20 protein-coding genes are annotated in these 19,753 nt (G+C 70.7%); 13 read left to right on the top strand and 7 right to left on the bottom strand.

Translation table 11 applies throughout. The features are described 5' to 3' along the window. Positions 1–41 precede the first annotated feature (41 nt). Positions 42–254 carry an MbtH family protein gene (locus tag ACN27F_RS29355; RefSeq protein WP_421438717.1) on the bottom strand — a complete coding sequence of 71 codons (213 nt, stop codon included), beginning with the start codon at positions 252–254 and terminating at the stop codon, positions 42–44. Positions 255–537: 283 nt separating this feature from the next. Continuing rightward, positions 538–1,899 (bottom strand): NYN domain-containing protein, encoded by a 1,362-nt coding sequence (locus tag ACN27F_RS29350; RefSeq protein ID WP_421438716.1) that lies wholly within the window; start codon positions 1,897–1,899, stop codon positions 538–540. A gap of 195 nt (positions 1,900–2,094) precedes the next feature. On the opposite strand from ACN27F_RS29350, the gene ACN27F_RS29345 reads away from it, so the two are divergent. From ACN27F_RS29345 to ACN27F_RS29320, 6 genes are all read left to right on the top strand, one after another. After that, positions 2,095–3,840, top strand: a complete 1,746-nt coding sequence (locus tag ACN27F_RS29345; RefSeq protein WP_421440523.1) for a DEDD exonuclease domain-containing protein — start codon at positions 2,095–2,097, stop codon at positions 3,838–3,840. A gap of 124 nt (positions 3,841–3,964) precedes the next feature. Then, positions 3,965–5,743: a RelA/SpoT family protein gene (locus tag ACN27F_RS29340; RefSeq protein ID WP_421438715.1), complete on the top strand. Its 1,779-nt coding sequence runs from the start codon at positions 3,965–3,967 to the stop codon at positions 5,741–5,743. Between the two features lie 67 nt (positions 5,744–5,810). Beyond that, complete coding sequence (locus ACN27F_RS29335) at positions 5,811–6,359, top strand: NUDIX hydrolase (protein WP_421438714.1); 549 nt, start codon at positions 5,811–5,813, stop codon at positions 6,357–6,359. Then, a complete protein-coding gene (locus ACN27F_RS29330; protein WP_421438713.1) occupies positions 6,356–7,210 on the top strand; it encodes a nucleotidyltransferase family protein in 855 nt (284 codons plus the stop codon). Before ACN27F_RS29335 ends, ACN27F_RS29330 begins: the two co-directional genes overlap by 4 nt. A 67-nt stretch (positions 7,211–7,277) precedes the next feature. After that, positions 7,278–7,565, top strand: coding sequence for an Lrp/AsnC family transcriptional regulator (locus tag ACN27F_RS29325; RefSeq protein ID WP_421438712.1), 288 nt, complete (start codon positions 7,278–7,280; stop codon positions 7,563–7,565). Positions 7,566–7,626: 61 nt separating this feature from the next. Continuing rightward, entirely contained in the window at positions 7,627–8,511 is an 885-nt protein-coding gene (locus tag ACN27F_RS29320) for an alpha/beta fold hydrolase (RefSeq protein WP_421438711.1), read from the top strand. Between the two features lie 78 nt (positions 8,512–8,589). On the opposite strand, the gene trpD is transcribed toward ACN27F_RS29320, so the two are convergent. Genes trpD through ACN27F_RS29305 form a run of 3 tightly spaced genes read right to left on the bottom strand, consistent with a single transcriptional unit; the run spans position 8,590 to position 11,087 of the window. Then, complete coding sequence (gene trpD / locus ACN27F_RS29315) at positions 8,590–9,675, bottom strand: anthranilate phosphoribosyltransferase (protein ID WP_421438710.1); 1,086 nt, start codon at positions 9,673–9,675, stop codon at positions 8,590–8,592. 57 nt (positions 9,676–9,732) lie between these two features. After that, positions 9,733–10,140: a hypothetical protein gene (locus ACN27F_RS29310; RefSeq protein WP_421438709.1), complete on the bottom strand. Its 408-nt coding sequence runs from the start codon at positions 10,138–10,140 to the stop codon at positions 9,733–9,735. Between the two features lie 38 nt (positions 10,141–10,178). Further along, positions 10,179–11,087, bottom strand: coding sequence for a cytochrome c oxidase assembly protein (locus ACN27F_RS29305; protein WP_421438708.1), 909 nt, complete (start codon positions 11,085–11,087; stop codon positions 10,179–10,181). A 108-nt stretch (positions 11,088–11,195) separates the two neighbouring features. Between ACN27F_RS29305 and ACN27F_RS29300 the strand changes: the two genes are divergently transcribed. From ACN27F_RS29300 to ACN27F_RS29275, 6 genes are all read left to right on the top strand, one after another. Then, complete coding sequence (locus tag ACN27F_RS29300; RefSeq protein WP_421438707.1) at positions 11,196–11,795, top strand: cytochrome c oxidase subunit 3; 600 nt, start codon at positions 11,196–11,198, stop codon at positions 11,793–11,795. A gap of 78 nt (positions 11,796–11,873) precedes the next feature. Further along, a complete protein-coding gene (locus tag ACN27F_RS29295) occupies positions 11,874–12,734 on the top strand; it encodes a cytochrome c (RefSeq protein ID WP_421438706.1) in 861 nt (286 codons plus the stop codon). After that, the gene (locus ACN27F_RS29290; protein WP_421438705.1) at positions 12,731–13,843 is read left to right on the top strand and encodes a ubiquinol-cytochrome c reductase iron-sulfur subunit; all 1,113 of its coding nucleotides are present in this window, start codon (positions 12,731–12,733) and stop codon (positions 13,841–13,843) included. Before ACN27F_RS29295 ends, ACN27F_RS29290 begins: the two co-directional genes overlap by 4 nt. Next, positions 13,840–15,471, top strand: a complete 1,632-nt coding sequence (locus ACN27F_RS29285; protein WP_421438704.1) for a cytochrome b — start codon at positions 13,840–13,842, stop codon at positions 15,469–15,471. Before ACN27F_RS29290 ends, ACN27F_RS29285 begins: the two co-directional genes overlap by 4 nt. Before the next feature lie 215 nt (positions 15,472–15,686). Then, entirely contained in the window at positions 15,687–16,907 is a 1,221-nt protein-coding gene (locus ACN27F_RS29280) for a glycosyltransferase family 2 protein (protein ID WP_421438703.1), read from the top strand. 11 nt (positions 16,908–16,918) lie between these two features. Then, the gene (locus ACN27F_RS29275; RefSeq protein WP_421438702.1) at positions 16,919–17,053 is read left to right on the top strand and encodes a hypothetical protein; all 135 of its coding nucleotides are present in this window, start codon (positions 16,919–16,921) and stop codon (positions 17,051–17,053) included. Between the two features lie 34 nt (positions 17,054–17,087). Here ACN27F_RS29275 and ACN27F_RS29270 read toward each other — a convergent pair whose 3' ends face one another. Then, positions 17,088–17,513, bottom strand: coding sequence for a cytochrome c oxidase subunit 4 (locus tag ACN27F_RS29270; RefSeq protein WP_421438701.1), 426 nt, complete (start codon positions 17,511–17,513; stop codon positions 17,088–17,090). 9 nt (positions 17,514–17,522) lie between these two features. Then, on the bottom strand, positions 17,523–18,434 hold the full coding sequence (gene coxB / locus ACN27F_RS29265) for a cytochrome c oxidase subunit II (protein ID WP_421438700.1): 912 nt from the start codon (positions 18,432–18,434) through the stop codon (positions 17,523–17,525). 158 nt (positions 18,435–18,592) lie between these two features. Between coxB and ACN27F_RS29260 the strand changes: the two genes are divergently transcribed. Beyond that, the gene (locus ACN27F_RS29260; RefSeq protein ID WP_421438699.1) at positions 18,593–19,732 is read left to right on the top strand and encodes a cysteine desulfurase family protein; all 1,140 of its coding nucleotides are present in this window, start codon (positions 18,593–18,595) and stop codon (positions 19,730–19,732) included. Positions 19,733–19,753 lie beyond the last annotated feature (21 nt).

Raw genomic sequence — 19,753 nt, 5'->3', positions numbered from 1 at the left:
CGGCCGCCATTCAACGAAAATTGATCAGCGCGCCACCACAGTCACGCAGAGGCGTGTTCCGCCAACCACATCCGCAACGACCGCGGTCGCATGTCCACCCACACCCGGTCGATCCGCTCCAAGCACTCGGATCGGGTCCCCACGGTGCCTTCGCGGCGCCAACCAGCAGGCAGCTCCCGGTCGTCCGGCCACATCGAATATTGCTCTTCGTCGTTGATCACCACGGCATAGACAGCGGATTCGTCGTCAAACACGGCGCACCCCTCCGACAGTCATACCATTGTGCGTTCCCATTGCCTGAGAATGACACGCGCCGGCCATGATCGTCAATAGCGTCCATCGGCGCGCGAATTCGGTCTTGAGATATCCAGACATTAACCTTGCGAGCCCTTGTGCCAGAAATGAGACGAACAACGTTTCGACAAATGCCTATATTGCCACCTGGCAAGCCCGGACGGGCACTCCCTCATCGCCGATACGACCGCCCGTCCACCGCCGAGGTGGGCCCGCCGCCCGCTGCGCGGTGGATGCGGTGGGTCAGGACCTCGCCAGCCGGCGCAGCAGGGAATCCGCGCCCATCGGGTAGGCGCCGTGCCGGCGGACCCCGTCGGCGACCTCCCGGTCGGAGGACACGACCACGAGTGCCCGGCCCGGCGGCTCGGCCCGCACCAGCCGCCGGATGAGCTCGTCGGCGGTCTCGCCCTTGCGGGAGAACAGCACCCGTACCCCACGCGGTGCCGGCGGCAGGCCGTGCATCCGCTCCGCGCCGTCGAAGACGACCGTCACCTCGTCGCCGGTCTGCGCGGCGATCCCGCCGAGGCCGGTGATCAGGCGTTTCCGCTGCTGCTCCAGTGGCATCTCGCCGAAGCCGCGCTTGGTCACGTTGTAGCCGTCGACGATCAGGTGCGCCCGGGGCAGGGCCAGCAGATCGTCGAGCCGGGCCGGGTCGTCGGTGTCTCGGGCCCGAGTCGTGGTCGCCGTCGCCGGCCGGTCGGTGAAAGCGTCCGCCACGTAGTCGGCCGGCAGCCGGTCGGCCGGATCCAGCGCGAGTTCCCGACGTAGCCCCTGCGCCGCCTGACCGATGGTTTCCAGCAGCAGCCAGAGCCGCGCGTCGCCGACGGCCCGCGTCTCCTTGGCCGACTGGCGCGCCGAACCGGCCGCCGACTCGGCCTCGGCGAGCTTGGCACGCAGCCGCCGAAGCTCGGCGTCGTGGTCGGCGACCGCCCGGGCGGCCCGGCCCCGCTCGGTGGCGAGCAGGTCGTTGGCCCGCCGGTGCTGTGCCTGGAGCTCGCGCAGCGAGCGGGCGAGCAGCCGGGACTCCTCGCGGAGCTGGCCGAGTTCCTCGCGTACCCGGGCAAGCTCGTCACGCAGCTTGTCCGCTTCGACCCGGGCCACCGTACGGTCGTGCTCCGCCCGGTTCGCGCGGGCCTCGGCCGCGCGGATCTGCTCGCCCACGGCGGCGCTGTCCGCTTCCGCCCGCACCGCCTCGCCGGCCGCCTCGACCAGGTCGCGCCACCCGCACGGACGCATCAGGTAGGCCAACGCGGCGACCTCGACCGGATCGGCCGCCCCCGGGGTGACGCCCTCGCTGATCGCCGTGCCGAGTTCCCCCGCGTCGCCGACGGCGCGGGTCGCCACCCGCTGACGGAACAGCGGATCGCTGGTCAGCTGGGCGGCTATCGCCACGCCGCCGTAGCGGGCCCGCCGGTTGGGCGCGAACTTGGCGATCTTGCGCAGCTGCGCCGGCAACTCGTCGACCGGGATGTCCGCCAACGCGGCGGCGGCCAGCACGACGATGCGCGAACGCACCGCCTCGGGCAGCACGGGCTCGGCCGGCGGCTCCTCGACAGGCGTCGCCGCCTCCTCGGGACGATCGTCGGTCGGATCCGGTGCGGCCATGCACCCCAGTCTCCCACCGGTGGGCCGTGCTGTGCCCGACAGGAAGAATGATCTCTCTGGGTCGATCGGACCGTCACTGGTCGTACTGATGAGACTGGTGTGTCGTACCAGCGTCCTAACCTGTGCCCCGTGATCCGTCCGATTCCGGTTCCGCACCCGGTGCCCCCGACGTCCCGGGGGTACGCCCAAGGCACCATCGACGCGCTACTGGCCGATCCGGGCGCGGTGTCCCTGCGGGACACCACCTTCGTGGTGCTGGATCTGGAGACCACCGGTGGGGCGCCCGACGGCGGCGGCATCACCGAGGTGGGCGCGGTCAAGGTCCGTGCCGGCGAGGAGCTGGGAGTCTTCGCCACGCTGGTCAACCCGGGACAGCCGATCCCGCCGTTCGTGACCGTGCTCACCGGGATCACCCAGGCGATGCTGCTGCCCGCTCCGCCGATCGAGCAGGTGCTGCCCAGTTTGCTGGAGTTCCTCTCGGACGCGGTGCTGGTGGCCCACAACGCGCCGTACGACGTCGGCTTCCTCAAGGCGGCGTGCGCCCGGCACGGTTACCCGTGGCCGGCGCCCCGGGTGCTGGACACGGCGGCGCTGGCCCGCCGGGCGCTCACCCGCGACGAGGTGCCCAACCGCAAGCTCGGCACGCTGGCCGCCTACTTCCGCACCCCCCGCCAGCCGACCCACCGGGCGCTGGCCGACGCGCAGGCCACCGTCGACGTGCTGCACGGCTTGATCGCCCGGCTCGGCGGGCACGGGGTCACCACGATCGGCGACGCGATCGAGTTCACCCGGGCGGTCAGCGCGGCGCAGCGCCGCAACCGACACCTGGCCGACGGCCTGCCCCGCTCCCCCGGGGTGTACATCTTCCGGGCCGCCGACGACCGTCCGTTGTACGTCGGCACCTCCGGCGACATCGCCACCCGGGTCCGCAGCTACTTCACCGCGGCCGAGCGGCGGGCCCGGATGTCGGAGATGCTCACCGCCGCGGTGCGGGTGGAGGCGGTCGAGTGCGCTCACCGGCTCGAGGCGGAGGTACGGGAGTTGCGGCTGATCGCCGCCCACGCGCCGCCGTACAACCGGCGGTCAAAACATCCTGAGCGGATGCTCTGGCTACGGCTGACCGACGAGGCCTTCCCACGACTGTCCACCGTACGGTCGATCGGTGACGGCGACGGGACGTACCTCGGGCCGTTCCCGTCCCGCCGGGCGGCCGAGCTGGCCGCGGCCGGCGTGTACGACGCCGTACCGCTGCGCCAGTGCACCCACCGGCTGTCCACCCGGACCCGCACCTCGTCCTGCGCGCTGGCCGAGCTGGGCCGCTGCCCGGCACCGTGCGAGCACCGGATCGACCCCGTCGAGTACGCCGGACTCGCCGTCGAGCCGTTGCGCACGGCGATCGAGGCGGATCCGCAGGCGTTGGTCGACAACCTGCTGGCCCGCATCGACGCGCTGGCCGCCGGGCAACGCTACGAGGAGGCCGCGGTGGTCCGCAGCCGGCTGGCCGCGCTGCTGCGGGTCACGCTGCGGATGCAGCGGCTGACCGCGCTGGCCCGCATCGCCGAGCTGGTCGCGGCGCGGCGGGCCGATCACGGCGGTTGGGAGTTGGCCGTCGTCCGGCACGGCCGGCTCGCCGCCGCCGGCGTCTCGCCACCGCGGCAGCATCCGCGGGCCACCATCGAGGTGTTGCGGGCCGCCGCGGAGACCGTCCCGGCCGGGCCGGGTCCGGTGCCGAGGGCCAGCGCGGAGGAATCGGAACGGATCCTCTCCTGGCTGGAGCCGGCCCAGACCCGCCTGGTGAGCCTGAGCGAGGGCTGGGCGTCGCCGGTGCGCGGTGCCGGCCGGTTCCACAATTTGCTGGTCAAGGCCGAACAAGCGACCCGAGTTCCGATGGTGGCCGGCGAAGTGGACCAAAGACTGAACCGATCGCCCACCCGCAAGTAGCCGATAGTACGACGCTCGCTCGCTTAGGCTGTTAGAGAAGTGCAGTCCTGTCAGCCAACGCCCGATTCGTGGCGTGCGTCCGGGCCGATCACCGGCTGGGCGGTGGGTGAGGAGGTGTCCCCGCGTGGATGTCGACGCCGGTCCCGGCGCCGCTCTCGGACGTTTTCTACCCACCGCGACACCCCTGTCCACCCGGCTGCGGGCCTGGCTGTCCTGGTATCCCGTAGCGTCGGACCCGGTCGCCGAACTGATCCGCATCCACCGGTCGGTCCACTCCTCGGCAGATGTCTCCGTGCTACGTCGCGGCTACCAGATCGCCGACAGCATGCACGCCGGGCAGTACCGCAAGAGCGGGGACCCCTACATCACCCACCCGCTGGCGGTCGCCGAGATCTGCGCCGACCTCGGCATGGACACCACCACGCTGGTCGCCGCGCTGCTGCACGACACCGTCGAGGACACCACGTACGACCTGCCGACCCTGGCCGCCGACTTCGGTGACGAGGTGGCCCACCTGGTCGACGGGGTGACCAAGTTCGACAAGGCGTTCTACGGCAAGGTCGCCGAGGCCGAGACGATCCGCAAGATGATCGTCGCCGCCGGCAAGGACGTCCGGGTACTGGTCATCAAGCTCGCCGACCGGCTGCACAACATGCGGACACTGGATGCCCGCTCACCGGCCTCGCGGGCCCGCATCGCCAAGGCCACCCTGGACGTCCTGGTACCGCTGGCCGACCGACTGGGCATCCAGAAGCTCAAGCGCGAACTGGACGACATCGTCCTGTTCCATCTGGAGCCCGAGGCCTATCAGCGGATCGCGGATCACCTGGCCAGCCGCCGGGGATGGACGCAGTACCTCACCGGTGTCTGCGCACAGACCCGCTCGGCGCTGCGTCGGGAGAAGGTCACCGCCAGGGTCGCCCCACGACCGCGGCACTACTACTCGATCTGGAAGGACACGGTCACCGGCGGGCATCCCGCGCCGTTCGACCTGCCTCGGATCGAGATCGTGGTGACCGGACCGGACACCGACTGCTACGCCGCGCTGGGCGCCGTGCACTGCTGTTGGCGTCCGACGCCCGGCAGGTTCAAGGACTTCATCGCCTCGCCGAAGAACAACCTCTACCGGTCGCTGCACACCACGGTGATCGGGCCGGACAACCGTCCGGTGGAGGTGCTGATCCGCACCGACTCGATGCACCGCTCCGCCGAGTTCGGCGTCGCCGCCGCGTACCGGTTCCCGAGGCCGGACCGCAGCAGCGCAGCCGGGCGCGCGGAGGAACTCGCCTGGCTGCGCCGGGCGTTGGACTGGTCACAGCGGACCGTCGACGCCGACCAGTTCGTCCATTCGCTGCGCTGCGACCTGGTCGAGGCGCAGATCCAGGTGTTCGCCGAGGGCAAGCAGATCGTGCTGCCCGCCGGCTCCACCCCGGTCGACCTCGCCTACGAACTCGGCTCCGACAAGGGAGCCCGTTGCCTGGCCGCGCGGATCAACGGCCGGCTCGCGCCGCTGTCATCGGAGCTGGCCGACGGTGACGTGGTGGAGATCTTCACCGAGACCGAGGATCAGCCCACCGGGACGACACGGCCCGCCGGCCCACGCAAGGAGTGGCTGGGCTTCGTCAAGTCGCCCCAGGCACAGATGCAGATCAGCCGGTGGTTCGCCGAGCACTCCGAGCCCGGGATCAGCATCAACGACAAGGTTCGGCTGGGCCGGGCCACGGTCAGCCTGATCCTGCGCAAGCACGATCGGGCGTTGTCCAACGATCAGCCGCTACGCCGGCTCGCCGAGGCACTGAACTACCCGGACATGGACACCATGCTCGTCGCGGTGGTCGACCGGACCATCGAGCCGGAGACCGTGGTCGACCAGCTCATCGCGATGGTCGATCAACCGGGCTGACCCGGGTTGATCCCATCCGGCCGCCCTCGCCCGGCGCCGGTCGCCGGCTACCTCTAGCCTGGACCATATGATCACCCGCCGATCGCCCGCACGCGCTCTGCTCTACGGCGTGTTCTACCGGCTGCCGCATTCGGTCCGTCGGCTGCTGGTGCGGGTGGCCGTGCCCAAGTACATCGTCGGCGCGGTGACCCTGGTGACCGACTCCGAGACCGGGCCGCACGACCCGGCACGCCTACTGCTGCTGCGCCAGCCACCGGGGCGCGGTTGGACCCTGCCCGCCGGCCTGCTCCGCCACCGGGAGGCACCGATCGTGGGGGCGGCCCGGGAGTTGGCAGAGGAGACCGGCATCCGGTTGGCGCCGCATCAGTTGCGCCCGGCCACACCGAACGCCGTGGTGCACGTCAAGGGCTGGATCGACGTGGTCTTCGAGGCGGCGGTGCCCGCCTCGCGTACCACGCTGGTCGTCGACGGCGCCGAGGTCTTCGAGGCGGCCTGGCATCCGCTCGACTCGCTGCCCCGGCTCACCCCGGCCACCGCCCGTCTGCTGGCCTACTTCGGCATCGGTCCGCTCGCCGACCAGCCGACGTCCGACGCACGGCCGCCGGACCAGCGGTGACCGAGCCGGCACAGGTCTGCGCGGTGATTCTCGCCGCCGGCGAGGGCCAGCGGCTGCGTCCGTTGACGGAGCAGGTGCCCAAGGCGCTCTGCCCGGTGGGCAACGTCCCGCTGCTCGACCGGGCGCTGGCCCGGGTCGCCGCGCTCGGCTTCGCCGGGCCGGGCGCGGTCGCGGTCAACGCCTGCTACCTGGGCGGGCAGGTGGTGTCGCACGTCGGTGACCGGGCCCACCTGTCGATCGAGCCCGGTGCCCCGCTGGGCACTTCGGGCGGGATCGGCCGGTTGCGGGACTGGATAGCCGGGCGCGCGGTGCTGGTCGGCAACGCCGACGCCTACCTGGCGCACCGACAGGCACTCGCCGGGCCGGACATCGCCGCACTGCTCGACGGCTGGGACGGCGAGTCGGTACGGCTACTCGGCCAGCGGGTGCCCGGCCTGGCCGGACGCAGCGGCTTCGACGGACACCGCTTCGCCGGATTCTCCCTACTGCCCTGGCGGTTCGTACGGCACCTGCCGCCGACGTTCGGCAACCTCGTGCGTACGGTGTGGCGCCCAGCCGAAGCAGCCGGCGCACTGCGGGTGGTGGGCTTCGACGGCACCTACCTGGACACCGGCACGCCGCCGGACTACCTCGCCGCGAACCTGCACGCCGCGGCCGGCCGGAGCATCGTCGACCCGACCGCCACGGTGACCGGGTCCTACGACCAGGCGGTGATCGGCCGGGACGCGGTCGTCGACGGTACGGTGACCCGGTCGGTCGTCTGGCCCGGCGCGCGGGTCGCCGCCGGGGAACGGCTGAGCACGGCGATCCGGGTCGGGACGGACGTCACGGTCTTCGCCGCGACCGCCTGACCGGCGGGTCGGGCTGGCACCATGACGGCAGCCGGGCTCCCAGGCCCGCCCAGGACGGAGGACTCCGATGATCACCGCGATCGTGCTGATCGAGTGCGCCACCGACTCGATTCCCGAGGTGGCCGAGACGTTGGCCGGGTTGCCCGGTGTCAGTGAGGTCTATTCGGTAGCCGGTCACGTCGACCTGATCGCGATCGTCCGGGTCCGCGAGTTCGACCAGATCGCCGAGGTGATCGCCGGCCGGATCTCCAAGGTGGCGGGGGTGCTCGGCACCGAGTCGCACATCGCGTTCCGGGCGTACTCGCAGCACGACCTGGAGGCGGCGTTCGCTATCGGGCTCGCGGACGCCGACTGAGCACCGTGGGCGCACGAATCAAGGCTACCCATCGGTAACAAAAAGTCCGTACCCTGAACGGGTGACCACCTCCGCACCGGATTCGACCGGATACGTCCAGGATCACCTCGACCGGGGTACCGATCGGATCGGCCTACAGATCTACCCCGAACCCGAAGGTGTGGCCGGCGCGCCGGTGATCGTCGTGCACCCGGCGATGGGGGTGCCCGCCCGCTACTACCGGTCGTTCGCCGCCGCGCTGCGCGACGCCGGGCTGGCCGTTGTCGTCGCGGACCTGCGCGGCACCGGGTCGAGCACACCCCGGGCCAGCCGCGCCTCCCGATACCGGTACGCCGAGCTGGTCGACGACGTGGGAGCGGTGCTGGACGCGCTCAAACCCCGCCTCGACGGGCGCACCCGGGTGCTGCTCGGGCACTCCCTCGGTGGCCAGGCCGCGCTGCTGCACACCGCGCTGGCCGGCGGCGAGGGCGTCGATGGGCTGGCGATGATCGCGGTAGGACTGCCCTACTGGCGGGTGTACCCGGGCGTCACCGGGTTCGGCGTGCTGCCGATGACCCAGACCATCGCACTGACCACCGCGGTGCTCGGCGTCTGGCCGGGTTGGGGATTCGGCGGCCGGCAGGCGCGCGGTGTGATCGCCGACTGGGCGTTCACCGCCCGGGCCGGGCGATTCCCGCTGATCGACGGCGTCGATCCGGCGCCCGCGCTGCGCCAGCTACGCACTCCGCTGCTCGCGGTCAGCGTCGAACATGACACCTACACGCCGGCCACGACCCTCGACCACCTGTGCCAGATGCTGCCCGGCACCACGGTGAGCCGGGAGTACTACACCGCGGCGCAGGCAGGGCACCGGATGGACCACTTCACCTGGGCCAGGCACGCCGAGCCGCTGGCCCGACGGATCGCCGACTTCGCCGCCGGGCTGGGTGCGCGCACGTCGGACTGACGACCGACGGCCGGCCGACGCGGTCCGGTCCAGCTGACTGCCGCCGGCCTAGCTGCCGCCGGCCTAGCTGTCACCGGCCTAGCTGCCGCCGGCAACGGCCGACTGGGCGGTCCGTACCCAGCGCTCCAGTACCGCGGCGGCCGACCCGCTGTCGATGGCCACCGCCGCCCGGTCCATACCGGCCCTGATCGCCGCCACCAGGTCGGCGCCGGCACCGGTGGCCGGACCGGTCTGCGCCGCGTGGGCCGCGAGCGCGGCCCCGGCGTTGACCAGGACCGCGTCGCGGACCGGTCCGGTCCGGCCGGCGAGCAGCCGACGGGTGACGTCGGCGTTGAACGCGGCGTCCCCGCCACGCAGGTCACCCGGGGCGCTGCGCGGTACGCCGAGATCGGTCGCCGCGTCGACGACGAGTTCCCGCACGGTGCCGGCGGTGGCGAACCAGATCCGGGTCGGTGCGGCGGTGCTCAACTCGTCCAGGCCGTCCTCGCCTCGCATCACCAGCGCGGTGTCCCCCCGGCTGGCGAACACGCCCGCCATCACCGGGGCCATCCGGGCGTCGAAGCAGCCGATCGCGCCCGCGCGTGGGCGGGCCGGGTTGGCCAGCGGACCGAGGAAGTTGAACGCGGTCGGGACGCCGAGCTCCCGCCGTAGTGATCCGGCGTGACGCATCCCGGGATGGAACCGCGCGGCGAAGCAGAAGCCGATGCCGGCCTCGGTCACGCAGCGCACCACCCCGTCCGGGCCGAGGTCGAGCGGTACGCCGAAGTGTTCCAGCAGGTCGGCCGCACCGCACGAGGACGAGGCGGCCCGGTTGCCGTGCTTGACCACCGGCACGCCGGCCGCCGCCACCACGATCGCGGCCATGGTGGACAGGTTGACCGTGTGCGCCCGGTCGCCGCCGGTGCCGACCACGTCGACCGCGCTGGCTCGCAGCGCGTCCGGCAAATTGACCGGTACGGCGTTGGCGAGCATCGCCTCCACCAGTCCGACGAGTTCGGCGGGTGTCTCGCCCTTGGCCCGCAGCGCGATGACGAACCCGGCGATCTGGGCCGGCGTCGCCGACCCCGCCATGATCTCGCCCATCGCCCACGCGGTGTCGGCGGTGGACAACTGCTCGCCGGCGAGCAGCGCGCTCACCAGGCTTGGCCAGGACCGGTCACCCATAGGGGCCTCCCAGGTGCGGTGGGGGTGGGTGGTGCGGTGCGGTGAAGCTGTGGTCACTCAGGCGGCGGGCAGCTTGCCCGACCGTCCGCGCAACAGTCCGGCGACGGTCTGTCCGGTGGTCACCGGGTCCAGCGGATGCATCAGGGTCGCGTCGACCTCGGCGAACGCGGCCAGCCAACGGTCCGCCGCACGGGCGATCACCACGCAGGTCGGCGGGGCGTCGTCGCGCTCGTCCTTGATCTGGCGGGCGATGCCGAGCCCACCGCCGGGGGTGGCTTCGCCGTCGAGCAGCAACAGGTCGACCTCGTACTTGTCGACCAACCGGACGCACTCGGCGTAGTCCGCCGCGTCGAGGAACTCGACGGTGAGGTCACCGGCGGGTCGGGTGCCGACGGCCAGCCGCATCCGGTCCCGCACCTGCGGATCGTCGCTGTAGAGCAAGACGGTGTGCACACGCTCGGTCATCGGTCGTTTGACTCCCACCTCGTAGCTGCGGGCCGATCCTACCGTCCGGGGCCGACCCGGGCCGCTCGCGCCTCCTGCCGGTCGAGTTCGCGGTCGATGCGCCGGGCTTCCCGCTCGGATTGGCGCATCCACTGCACCACGAGCACGGCGAGCATGGTCACGCTGACGAACTCGCCGCCGGCCCAGAGGATCCCGCCGGCGACCTCCTGGTCGGTCCACGGATCGGCCCAGGACAGCCCGAGCGCCGGGTACCAGTCGCCGGCGAACAGCGTGGTGCTCTGCATGACGGTCAGCCCGAGCACCGTGTGGAAGGGCACCGACAGCAGCATCAACAGCGCCCTGGCCGGGTACGGCCACCGGTTCGGCAGCGGGTCCAGGCCGAGCAGCGGCCAGAAGAACAGACAGCCGGTGGCGATGAAGTGGGCGTGCACGACCTCGTGGGCGAACCCATTTTCAAGGGTGAACCGGTACAAATCCGTAAAATACAGTACAAATGGGTTGATCACGAAGATCGCGAACGCCACCAGTGGAAAGGTCACCACCCGGACGTACCGACTGTGCAGCACCGCCAGCACCAGCCGGCGTGGCGCGCCCGGCAGGGTCCGCAGCGCGAGCGTGACCGGCGCGCCGAGCGCGAGGAAGATCGGCGCGATCATCGACAGCACCATGTGCTGGACCATGTGCACCGACAAAAGGGTGGTGTCGTACGCGCCCAGCCCGCTCACCGTGACCGCGGCGATGCCGCCGAGGCCGGGGCCGAGGAAGAACACGGTGCGTGACACCGGCCAGCGGTCCCCCCGCAGCCGCAGCCGGTGCACCCCGTACAGGTAGAGGCCGGCGGCCACCACGAGCACCACCGCCAGCCAGTTGTCCAGCTGGATCTCGGTGAACAGCGCCGAGCCGGTGAACGGCGGTGGCGCCGCGGCGATCGGATCGACAACGGCCACGTCACCGAGGCTAGGCCAGCGGAGTCGGTCGACGTAAACCGGCCCACCTGCGGGTCGGGTTTGCCACCCCGGCGATCGTGGGCACTGACCGGCAGCAATAATGACCGCGTGACTGCGGCCCCAGCGATTGACAAGAGCCGGATCCATTCGCTGACCCGACCGAACATGGTCAGCGTCGGGACGATCGTGTGGCTCTCCAGCGAACTGATGTTCTTCGCGGCGCTGTTCGCGATGTACTTCTCCATCCGCGCGGCGGACTACAGCATGTGGGAGGAGCACACCCCAGAGCTGAACATCCCGTACGCGACGGTGTTCACCGCGGTCCTGGTGGCCTCCTCGGTCACCTGCCAGGCCGGGGTGTTCGCCGCGGAGCGGGGTGACGTGCACGCGCTGCGCCGGTGGTTCGCCATCACCTTCGTCATGGGGCTGATCTTCCTGCTCGGGCAGATCAACGAGTACCGGGAACTCGTCCACCACGGCATCAAGATCAACGGCGACGGGTACGGCTCGGTCTTCTACCTGACCACCGGCTTCCACGGACTGCACGTGGCCGGCGGGCTGGTGGCCTTCATCATCTACATGATCCGCTCGACCATGGGCCGCTTCACCCCGGCGCAGGCGACCTCGGCGATCGTCGTGTCCTACTACTGGCACTTCGTCGACGTGGTCTGGATCGGTCTCTACCTGATGATCTACTGGCTGCAATGATCGACTCGCGGTCACGCTCCGTCCCGGTGCTCCGGCACACCTACCAGACAGGTCGCAAACCCGTTAAGGACACAGGCCATGACATCTGACACCCCCGCCGACCGGCGAGCCGACCGCGGGCGCGGTCTTCTCGCGCGGCTGCGCAGCGGGCGGGCCACGCCGCGCGGCCGGGGCCGCCGCCGGCTGGGTACCGCGGTCCGGCTGCTCACCGCGTTGTTCCTGGCCGGCGGTGTGTACACCGTCTTCGCGCCGGGTCTGCAGGCGCAGGACACGCCGCAGCTGTCGCCGGCCGCGGAGGATGGCAAGGCGCTGTTCGACCAGAGCTGCATCTCCTGTCACGGGCGTAACGCCCAGGGTGTCGACGGACGCGGACCGAGCCTGATCGGAGTCGGGTCGGCATCGGTCGAGTTCCAGGTCGGCACCGGCCGGATGCCGATGGCCCGCCAGGAGGCGCAGGCCGAGCGCAAGCCCCCGGTCTTCACCGAAGAGGAGATCCGCCAGCTCGGCCAGTACATCCAGGAGCTGGGTGGCGGTCCGCAGCTGCCCGACGGCGAGATGCTGCGCACCGGCGGCGACATCGCCGTGGGCGGCCAGCTGTACCGGATCAACTGCTCGTCGTGCCACGCCTTCAGCGGCGGCGGCGGCGCCCTCTCCTCGGGCAAGTACGCACCGAGCCTGGAGCCGGCGACCGACCGGCAGCTCTACGCCGCGATGCTGACCGGGCCGCAGAACATGCCGGTCTTCGGCGACAACCAGCTCACTCCGGAGCAGAAGCGCGACATCATCGTGTACGTCCAGGAGGCGCTCAAGGCCGACACGGATCCGGGCGGGCCGGCGAACCTGGGCCGGTACGGCCCGGTGACCGAGGGCGTGGCGATCTTCCTGGTCGGCATTACCGCGCTGGTCTTCGCCAGCCTGTGGATTGCGGGGAAGTCATGAGCACCGAGACGCCGACGACCACCACCGCGCACCACGGCCAGCCGGAGCACGTCAGCCTGGACGATCCCCGGCTGACCCCGTTCGACGTGGTCCGCGAGGGTGCCCGTCGCGACGACATCGAGATCGTGCACTACGAGCCGCCGTTCCCGGTGCCCGGGACGAGGGCCGAACGCCGGCTGACACGTTTCGTCGGCGGGCTGTTCCTGCTGGCCGGGCTGACCGCGACGGCGTTCCTGGTGGTCTACATCTGGTGGCCCTGGGAGTACGAGCTCGGCAGCGGGATGAGCAAGCTCTACAGCCCGCTGCTCGGAGTGACGCTCGGACTGACCCTGCTCGCCATCGGCGTCGGCATCCTCACCTGGGGTAAGAAGCTGCTGCCGCACGAGGTGGCGATCCAGGACCGCCACGACGGGGCGTCCAGCGGCGAGGACCGCAAGATCACTGGTACGACGATCGCGTACATGGCCGACGAGCTGGGCGTCAAGCGACGCCCGCTGCTCGGGGTGTCCTTGCTGGCCGGGCTGGCGCCGGTGGCCGCGGTCGCCGCGGCACCGCTGATCGGCGGGCTGATCCGGGATCCACACGCGGACAATCAGATGGCGACCACCGGGTGGACGCCGGTGCAGACCGCCGGTGGTGGGGCCGAGCTGGTCCGGCTGACCCGTGAGGACGGCTCGCCGATCCGGCCGGAGGACGTCAGCGCGGGCGGGCAGATGACCGTTTTCCCCGGCATCCCGGAAGGGCACACCAACCGGTACGCCGACTCGCCGACCCTGCTGATCCACCTGCGGGCCGACGACGCGCGGCGGGCCCTGGAGAACAACGAGGCGGTCGGCAAGTCCGGGTACATGTGGGGCAACTATCTGGCGTACTCGAAGATCTGCACGCACGCCGGCTGCCCGGCGAGCCTGTACGAGCAGCAGACCAACCGGTTGCTCTGCCCCTGCCACCAGTCACAGTTCCTGATCACCGACAACGCCAAGCCGGTCTTCGGTCCGGCCAGCCGGCGGCTGCCGCAGTTGCCCATCTCCGTCGACGACGAGGGCTACTTCGTGGCGACCTCCGACTACACCGAGATCGTCGGACCCGACTTCTGGGAGCGGCCATGAAACGCCGTAAGTTCGATGCCCGGGCTTTGCCCGGCAACGCCGCCGGGCAGGTCGACGACCGGTTCCAGGTGGCGACGCCGTTACGGAAACTGCTGAACAAGGTCTTCCCGGACCACTGGTCGTTCCTGCTCGGCGAGATCGCGTTGTTCTCGTTCGTGGTGATCCTGCTGACCGGCGTCTACCTGACCTTCTTCTTCGACCCGTCGATGGAGGAGGTCGTCTACGACGGCAGCTACACGCCGCTGCGCGGGATGCACATGTCGGCGGCGTACGCCTCGACGCTGGACATCTCGTTCGACGTCCGCGGTGGCCTGATCATGCGGCAGATGCACCACTGGGCGGCGCTGCTGTTCATGGCCTCGATCGTGGTGCACATGCTGCGGATCTTCTTCACCGGCGCGTTCCGCAAGCCACGCGAGGCCAACTGGATCATCGGCTCGCTGTTGTTCTGGGTGGGCTTCCTGGCCGGATTCAGCGGCTACTCGCTGCCCGACGACGGCCTGTCCGGCACCGGTCTGCGGATCGCCTCGGCGATCATGCTCTCCATCCCGGTCATCGGTTCCTGGGTGACCTCGTCGATCTTCGGCGGGGAGTTCCCGGGAACGATCATCATCAGCCGCTTCTACATCGCCCACGTGCTGCTGATCCCCGGACTGCTGGTCGCGCTGATCAGTGCGCACCTCGGGCTGGTGTTCAAGCAGAAGCACACCCAGTGGCCCGGTCCGGGGCGGACCAACCACAACGTGGTCGGCGAGCGGATGTTCCCCCGCTACGCGATCAAGCAGGGCGGTTACTTCATGATCGTCTTTGCGGTGATCGCCCTGATGGCCGGCATCTTCCAGATCAACCCGGTCTGGTTGTTCGGCCCGTACGAGGCGGCGGTGGTCTCCGCGGCCAGCCAGCCCGACTGGTACGTGATGTTCCTCGACGGCTCGACCCGGTTGATGCCCGCCTGGGAGCTGACCATCCCGATCGGCGACGGATACGTCATCCCGCCGTTGTTCTGGCCGACCGTGGTGCTGCCCGGCGTGATGGTGATGCTCTCCGCCGGTTACCCGTTCATCGAGGCCCGGTTCACCAAGGACAAGGCCAGCCACAACCTGCTGCAGCGGCCCCGTGACGTGCCCGCCCGCACCGCGGTCGGCGCCATGGCGGTCGCGTTCTTCATCGTGCTGACCATCTCCGGCGGCAACGACGTGGTCGCGGACAAGTTCGCGATCAGCCTGAACGCGATGACCTGGGCGGGTCGCATCGGCCTGATCCTGCTGCCGCCGTTGGCCTACTACGTCACCTACCGGATCTGCCTCGGCCTGCAGCAGCACGACCGGGAGGTGCTGGCCCACGGGGTGGAGACCGGCATCATCCGACGGTTGCCCGACGGCAGGTTCGTCGAGGTGCACCAGCCGCTCGGCCCGACCGACGACCACGGCCACGGCAAGCTGGAGTACGTCGGCTGGGTGGTGCCGAAGAAGATGAACCGGCTCGGCGCCCTCGGGCCCGCGGTGAAGGGCTTCTTCTTCCCGATCGAGAAGCCGGCGCGAGTCGCCCCCCCGCCGCACGTGCCGGTCGAGCCGGCGCAGGAGCAGCCCGCCGATCGCCGCGAGGAGATCAGCAGCGGCAGCCGCTGACGCCGCACCGCACCGTTCGTACCAGTACGGCGCCGCCCGTCGGGAATTCCCGACGGGCGGCGCCGTTTCGGGTAACACTCATCTCAGCCTCTTAACACCATATTCCCAGCTTTGCCCCTTTTATCCGTCAACTTGATGACGTAGCGTAATCATCGGCCGCAAGGATGCGGCGCATCGCACCCCCTTGGCCGCCCTCCCCTCGAAGGGCCAGTCCGATGCTGCGGATCTTTCTGGCATCTTTGCTCGTGCTCAGCGGTCTGTTCCTCGCCTCCGTGCTGATCGCCTTTTGCTACGGCCTGGCTCGCCCGGACCGGGTCGTCCGGCACCGGGACCGACGGCGCGACGGACACCATCCCCGCTACGGACCGGTACGCCCCGATCAGGTGGCGATCCTGATCGCCTGCCGCAACGGTGCCGGCACCATCGCCGCCGCGGTGTCGGCCGCCCGCCGTACCGGTGCCCCGGTCTTCGTCGTCTCCGACGCGTCGACCGACGAGACGGCGGCACGGGCCGCCGGCGCCGGTGCCGCCGTCCTCGATCTGCCGCACAACGTCGGCAAGCCGGCCGCCCTGCACGCCGGCTACACCCACTTCGGCCTCGGCGCGGCCTACCGGGCCGTCGCGATCCTCGACGACGACGTGCTCGTCGCCCCGGACTTCGTCACCGCGGCCTTGGCCGCGATGGCCGACGACGTGGCCATCGCGGTCGGCCACAACGTCACCTGGTGGCCGAGCGAGCGCCGATGGAACCTGTGGCTGGCCAAGCGGGCCTACAGCTACTGGAACTACCAGGTGTTCCTGCGCCGCGTGCAGAGCCACTTCAACGTGATGAACTGCATCTCCGGCTCCAACTCGCTGTACCGGGTGGAACTGCTCGACCGGGTGCTGCCGCAGCGGCCGCCGTACATCGTCGACGACACCTACTGGGTGCTGGAGACGCACCGTCGGCGGCTGGGCCGGGTGGTCTACGCCCCACGGGCGGTGGCGCTGCTGCAGGACCCGACCACGCTGCGGGACTGGTACCGGCAGAACCTGCGCTGGCTGTGGGGCACCTTCCAGGGCATCATCGGCCACCGGGTGGGTCGCCAGGTCAGCACCTTCGACTACGCGTACGTGCTGCTGATCCTGCACTGGACGCTGTACGTGCTCGGTGCCCCGCTGACCATCTGGCTGCTCGCCACCGCCGGTCCCGGCCTGCTGACCGGCATCGGACTACTGCTCGCCGGACAGGGGGTCTGGGTCGCGCTGGCGGCCTGGCGGCTGCGCCACCCGCAACTGCTGCTCATGCTGCCGCTGATCACGGTCGCCGACCTGATCTACCGGGTGGTCTTCGTCCACGCCCTGGTGAAGGCGATCCGCCAACCCACCGTCGACCGCTGCGTCTGGGCGTCACCGGAACGCATCGGCACCCCGGCCACCGCCACGACGAGCGTCTGAGGGAGGTGAACATGTCCGCTAGCCAGGATCTCCCGGTCACCGGCGCGCCGGCCGCCGCGCTCGGCCTGATCGGTGCGATCACCCTCGCGATCGGTACGGCGCTGGTCACCGTCGCCGGTTGGGGAGCCAAGCTGCGCCGCCGCTGACCCCGGTACGCCCGTCGCCCGTCGTGCTCTGCGCCTAGTGCTCGGCGGTGCGTCGGGTCCCGGTGTAGTACTCGAACAGCAACGCCGCCGCCGACGCGACGACCGCGAGCAGACCGAAGACGATCAGCCACCACTGCCAGAAGACCAGCCCCAGGCCGGCGATCGTGGCGGACAACGCCACCCCGAACGGCCAGTAGCTACCCGGGCTGAAGAAACCCACCTCTCCGGCGCCGTCGGCGATCTCGCTGTCCGGACGGTCCTCCGGACGCAGGTCGATGCGGCGCGAGACGAACCAGAAGAAGCCACCGCACATCGTGCAGAGCAGGCAGGACAGGATCAGCGCGACGGTACCGATCCATTCGACCCGCCCGAGCTGGCCGTACGTCCAGGCCGGGTAGAGCCCGGACACCACCGCCAGGAACGCCGCGACGATACCGAAGATCCGCCACTCGGTCTTCATGGCCGGCCCTCAGCTTCCCGCGCCCTGGGCGCTCGTGTTGCCGAAATTCTGCACGTCACGCTTTGTTTCGAAGGGGAACGTGGTCACCGCGTACGGATCTTCCCCGATGGCCGCCAACGCGTCCGGCGTCGAGTTGCCCGCCTGCTTCGCGGCGATGAACTGGTCGTACTGCTGCGGGCTGACCACCCGCAGCTCGAAGTTCATCATCGAGTGGTACGTCCCGCAGAGCTCGGCGCAGCGGCCGACGTACGCGCCGGTCTGCTCGATGCGCACCTCGAAGTAGTTGCGGATGCTGCCGGGAAAGACGTCCCGCTTGAACAGCAGCTCCGGCACCCAGAACGAGTGGATGACGTCGGTGCTGGTCTCCTCGAACCGGACAACCCGCTCGGTTGGCACCACCAGCACCGGGATGAGGTCCGACGAGCCGACCGTGGAGGCGACCGTGTTGGCGTCCACGCCGATGCCGTCCCGGTAGTTGAACTGCCAGTTCCACTTGAACGCGACGACCTCGACGATCACCTCGGGTTCCTCGCCGACCCGGTCGACGTCGGTCTGCACCACCGCGGTGTAGTAGAACAGCACCGAGACGATCAGGATCGGCGCGATGGTGTAGAGAAACTCCATCGGCATGTTGAACCGGGTCTGCACCGGCAGCTGGTCGCCCCGCTTGCGGTAGCGGATGATGCACCAGAAGATCAGGCCCCAGACGAAGACGCCGACCGCGAGCGCCGCGATGACCGAGCCGATCCACAGGTCGTACATCTGCTCGGCCTGTGGCGTGATACCGCGCGGCCAGCCGAACCCGTGGAAGGTCTCGCCGACGTCACAGCCGGTGAGCAGGGTGAGCAGCGCCGCTGAACCGAGACCGACGCCAGCGGCCCGCGCTGGCCGACGTCGCGCTCCAGAATCCCTTGCGACCACCTGGTCATGCCTCCTTACCGGCGTCACCGACGGTCGCAGATTACTCGACCTGTCGGTTCCGGATAGGCGTGGGGTACGGAAGTCACCTGGCACGACCGCCGGTGACGCGCGTTTGCGGCCGGCACCGTCGGACGTCGCGGCCGGTACCGTCGGGAACCGTGAGCTATCTCGACGCCGCCACCGCCGCGCCGCTGCACCCGGTCGCCCGTGACGCGCTGCTGGCCGCGCTCGCCGACGGCTGGGCCGACCCGACCAAGCTGTACGCGCCGGCCCGGCGTGCCGGTCAACTCCTCGACGCGGCCCGGGCGGCCACCGCCGAGGTGCTGCGGGTCCGCCCGGACGAGATCTCCTTCACACCCAGCGGTACGACAGCCACGCACGCCGCCGTGCTCGGCGGACTCGCCGGCCGGCGGCGTGCCGGGCGCACCCTGGTGCACTCGGCGATCGAGCACTCGGCCGTGCTGCACGCGGCGCAGCGGCACCGCGCCGACGGCGGGGACGCGGTGGCGGTGCCGGTGGACCGGCTCGGCCGCCTCGATCTGGCCGCCTGGTCGGCGACGCTCGCCCGACCGGGCGTGGCGCTCGCCGCGCTGATCAGCGCCAGCCACGAGGTGGGTACGGTCCAGCCGGTCGCCGAGGCGGCGCGGGCCTGCGCCGGGCACGGGGTGCCGCTGTACGTCGACGCCGCCCAGTCGGTGGGCCGGGTACCGGTGCCGGACGGCTGGTCGGTGTTGTCGGCCAGCGCACACAAGTGGGGCGGGCCGCCCGGGGTCGGGGTGCTGGTGGTGCGCAAGGGCACCCGGTGGGAATCGCCCTATCCGGCCGACGAGCGAGAATCCGGCCGTACGCCCGGAGTGGTGAACCTGCCGGCGGTGGTGGCCGCCGCGGCGGCGCTGCGGGCGGTGGCCGCCGAGGCCGACGCGCAGGCGGCCCGGCTGTCGACGCTGGTGGACCGGATCCGCGCCACGGTCGCCGCGACGGTGCCGGACGTCGAGGTGGTCGGCGATCCGGTCGACCGGCTGCCGCACCTGGTCACCTTCTCCTGCCTGTACGTCGACGGCGAGGCGCTGCTGCACGCGCTGGACCGGCGCGGTTTCGCGGTCTCCTCCGGCTCGTCGTGCACCTCGTCGACGCTGCGCCCGTCGCACGTGCTGGAGGCGATGGGGGTGCTGTCGCACGGCAACGTGCGGGTGTCGCTGCACCGGGACACCACCGACGCGGAGGTGGACCGTTTCCTGGCCGAGTTGCCGCAGGTGGTCGCCGATCTGCGGGCCGAGGCCGGGGTGGTCGGGCTGTGACCGGCGACGACGCGGTGCCGC

It is taken from the genome of Solwaraspora sp. WMMB335, assembly GCF_049179075.1.
In the GTDB taxonomy this organism is placed as follows: Bacteria; Actinomycetota; Actinomycetes; order Mycobacteriales; family Micromonosporaceae; genus Micromonospora_E.
The sequence above is the reverse complement of the archived record's forward strand: the minus strand, read 5'-3'. Positions and strand labels throughout refer to the sequence as shown.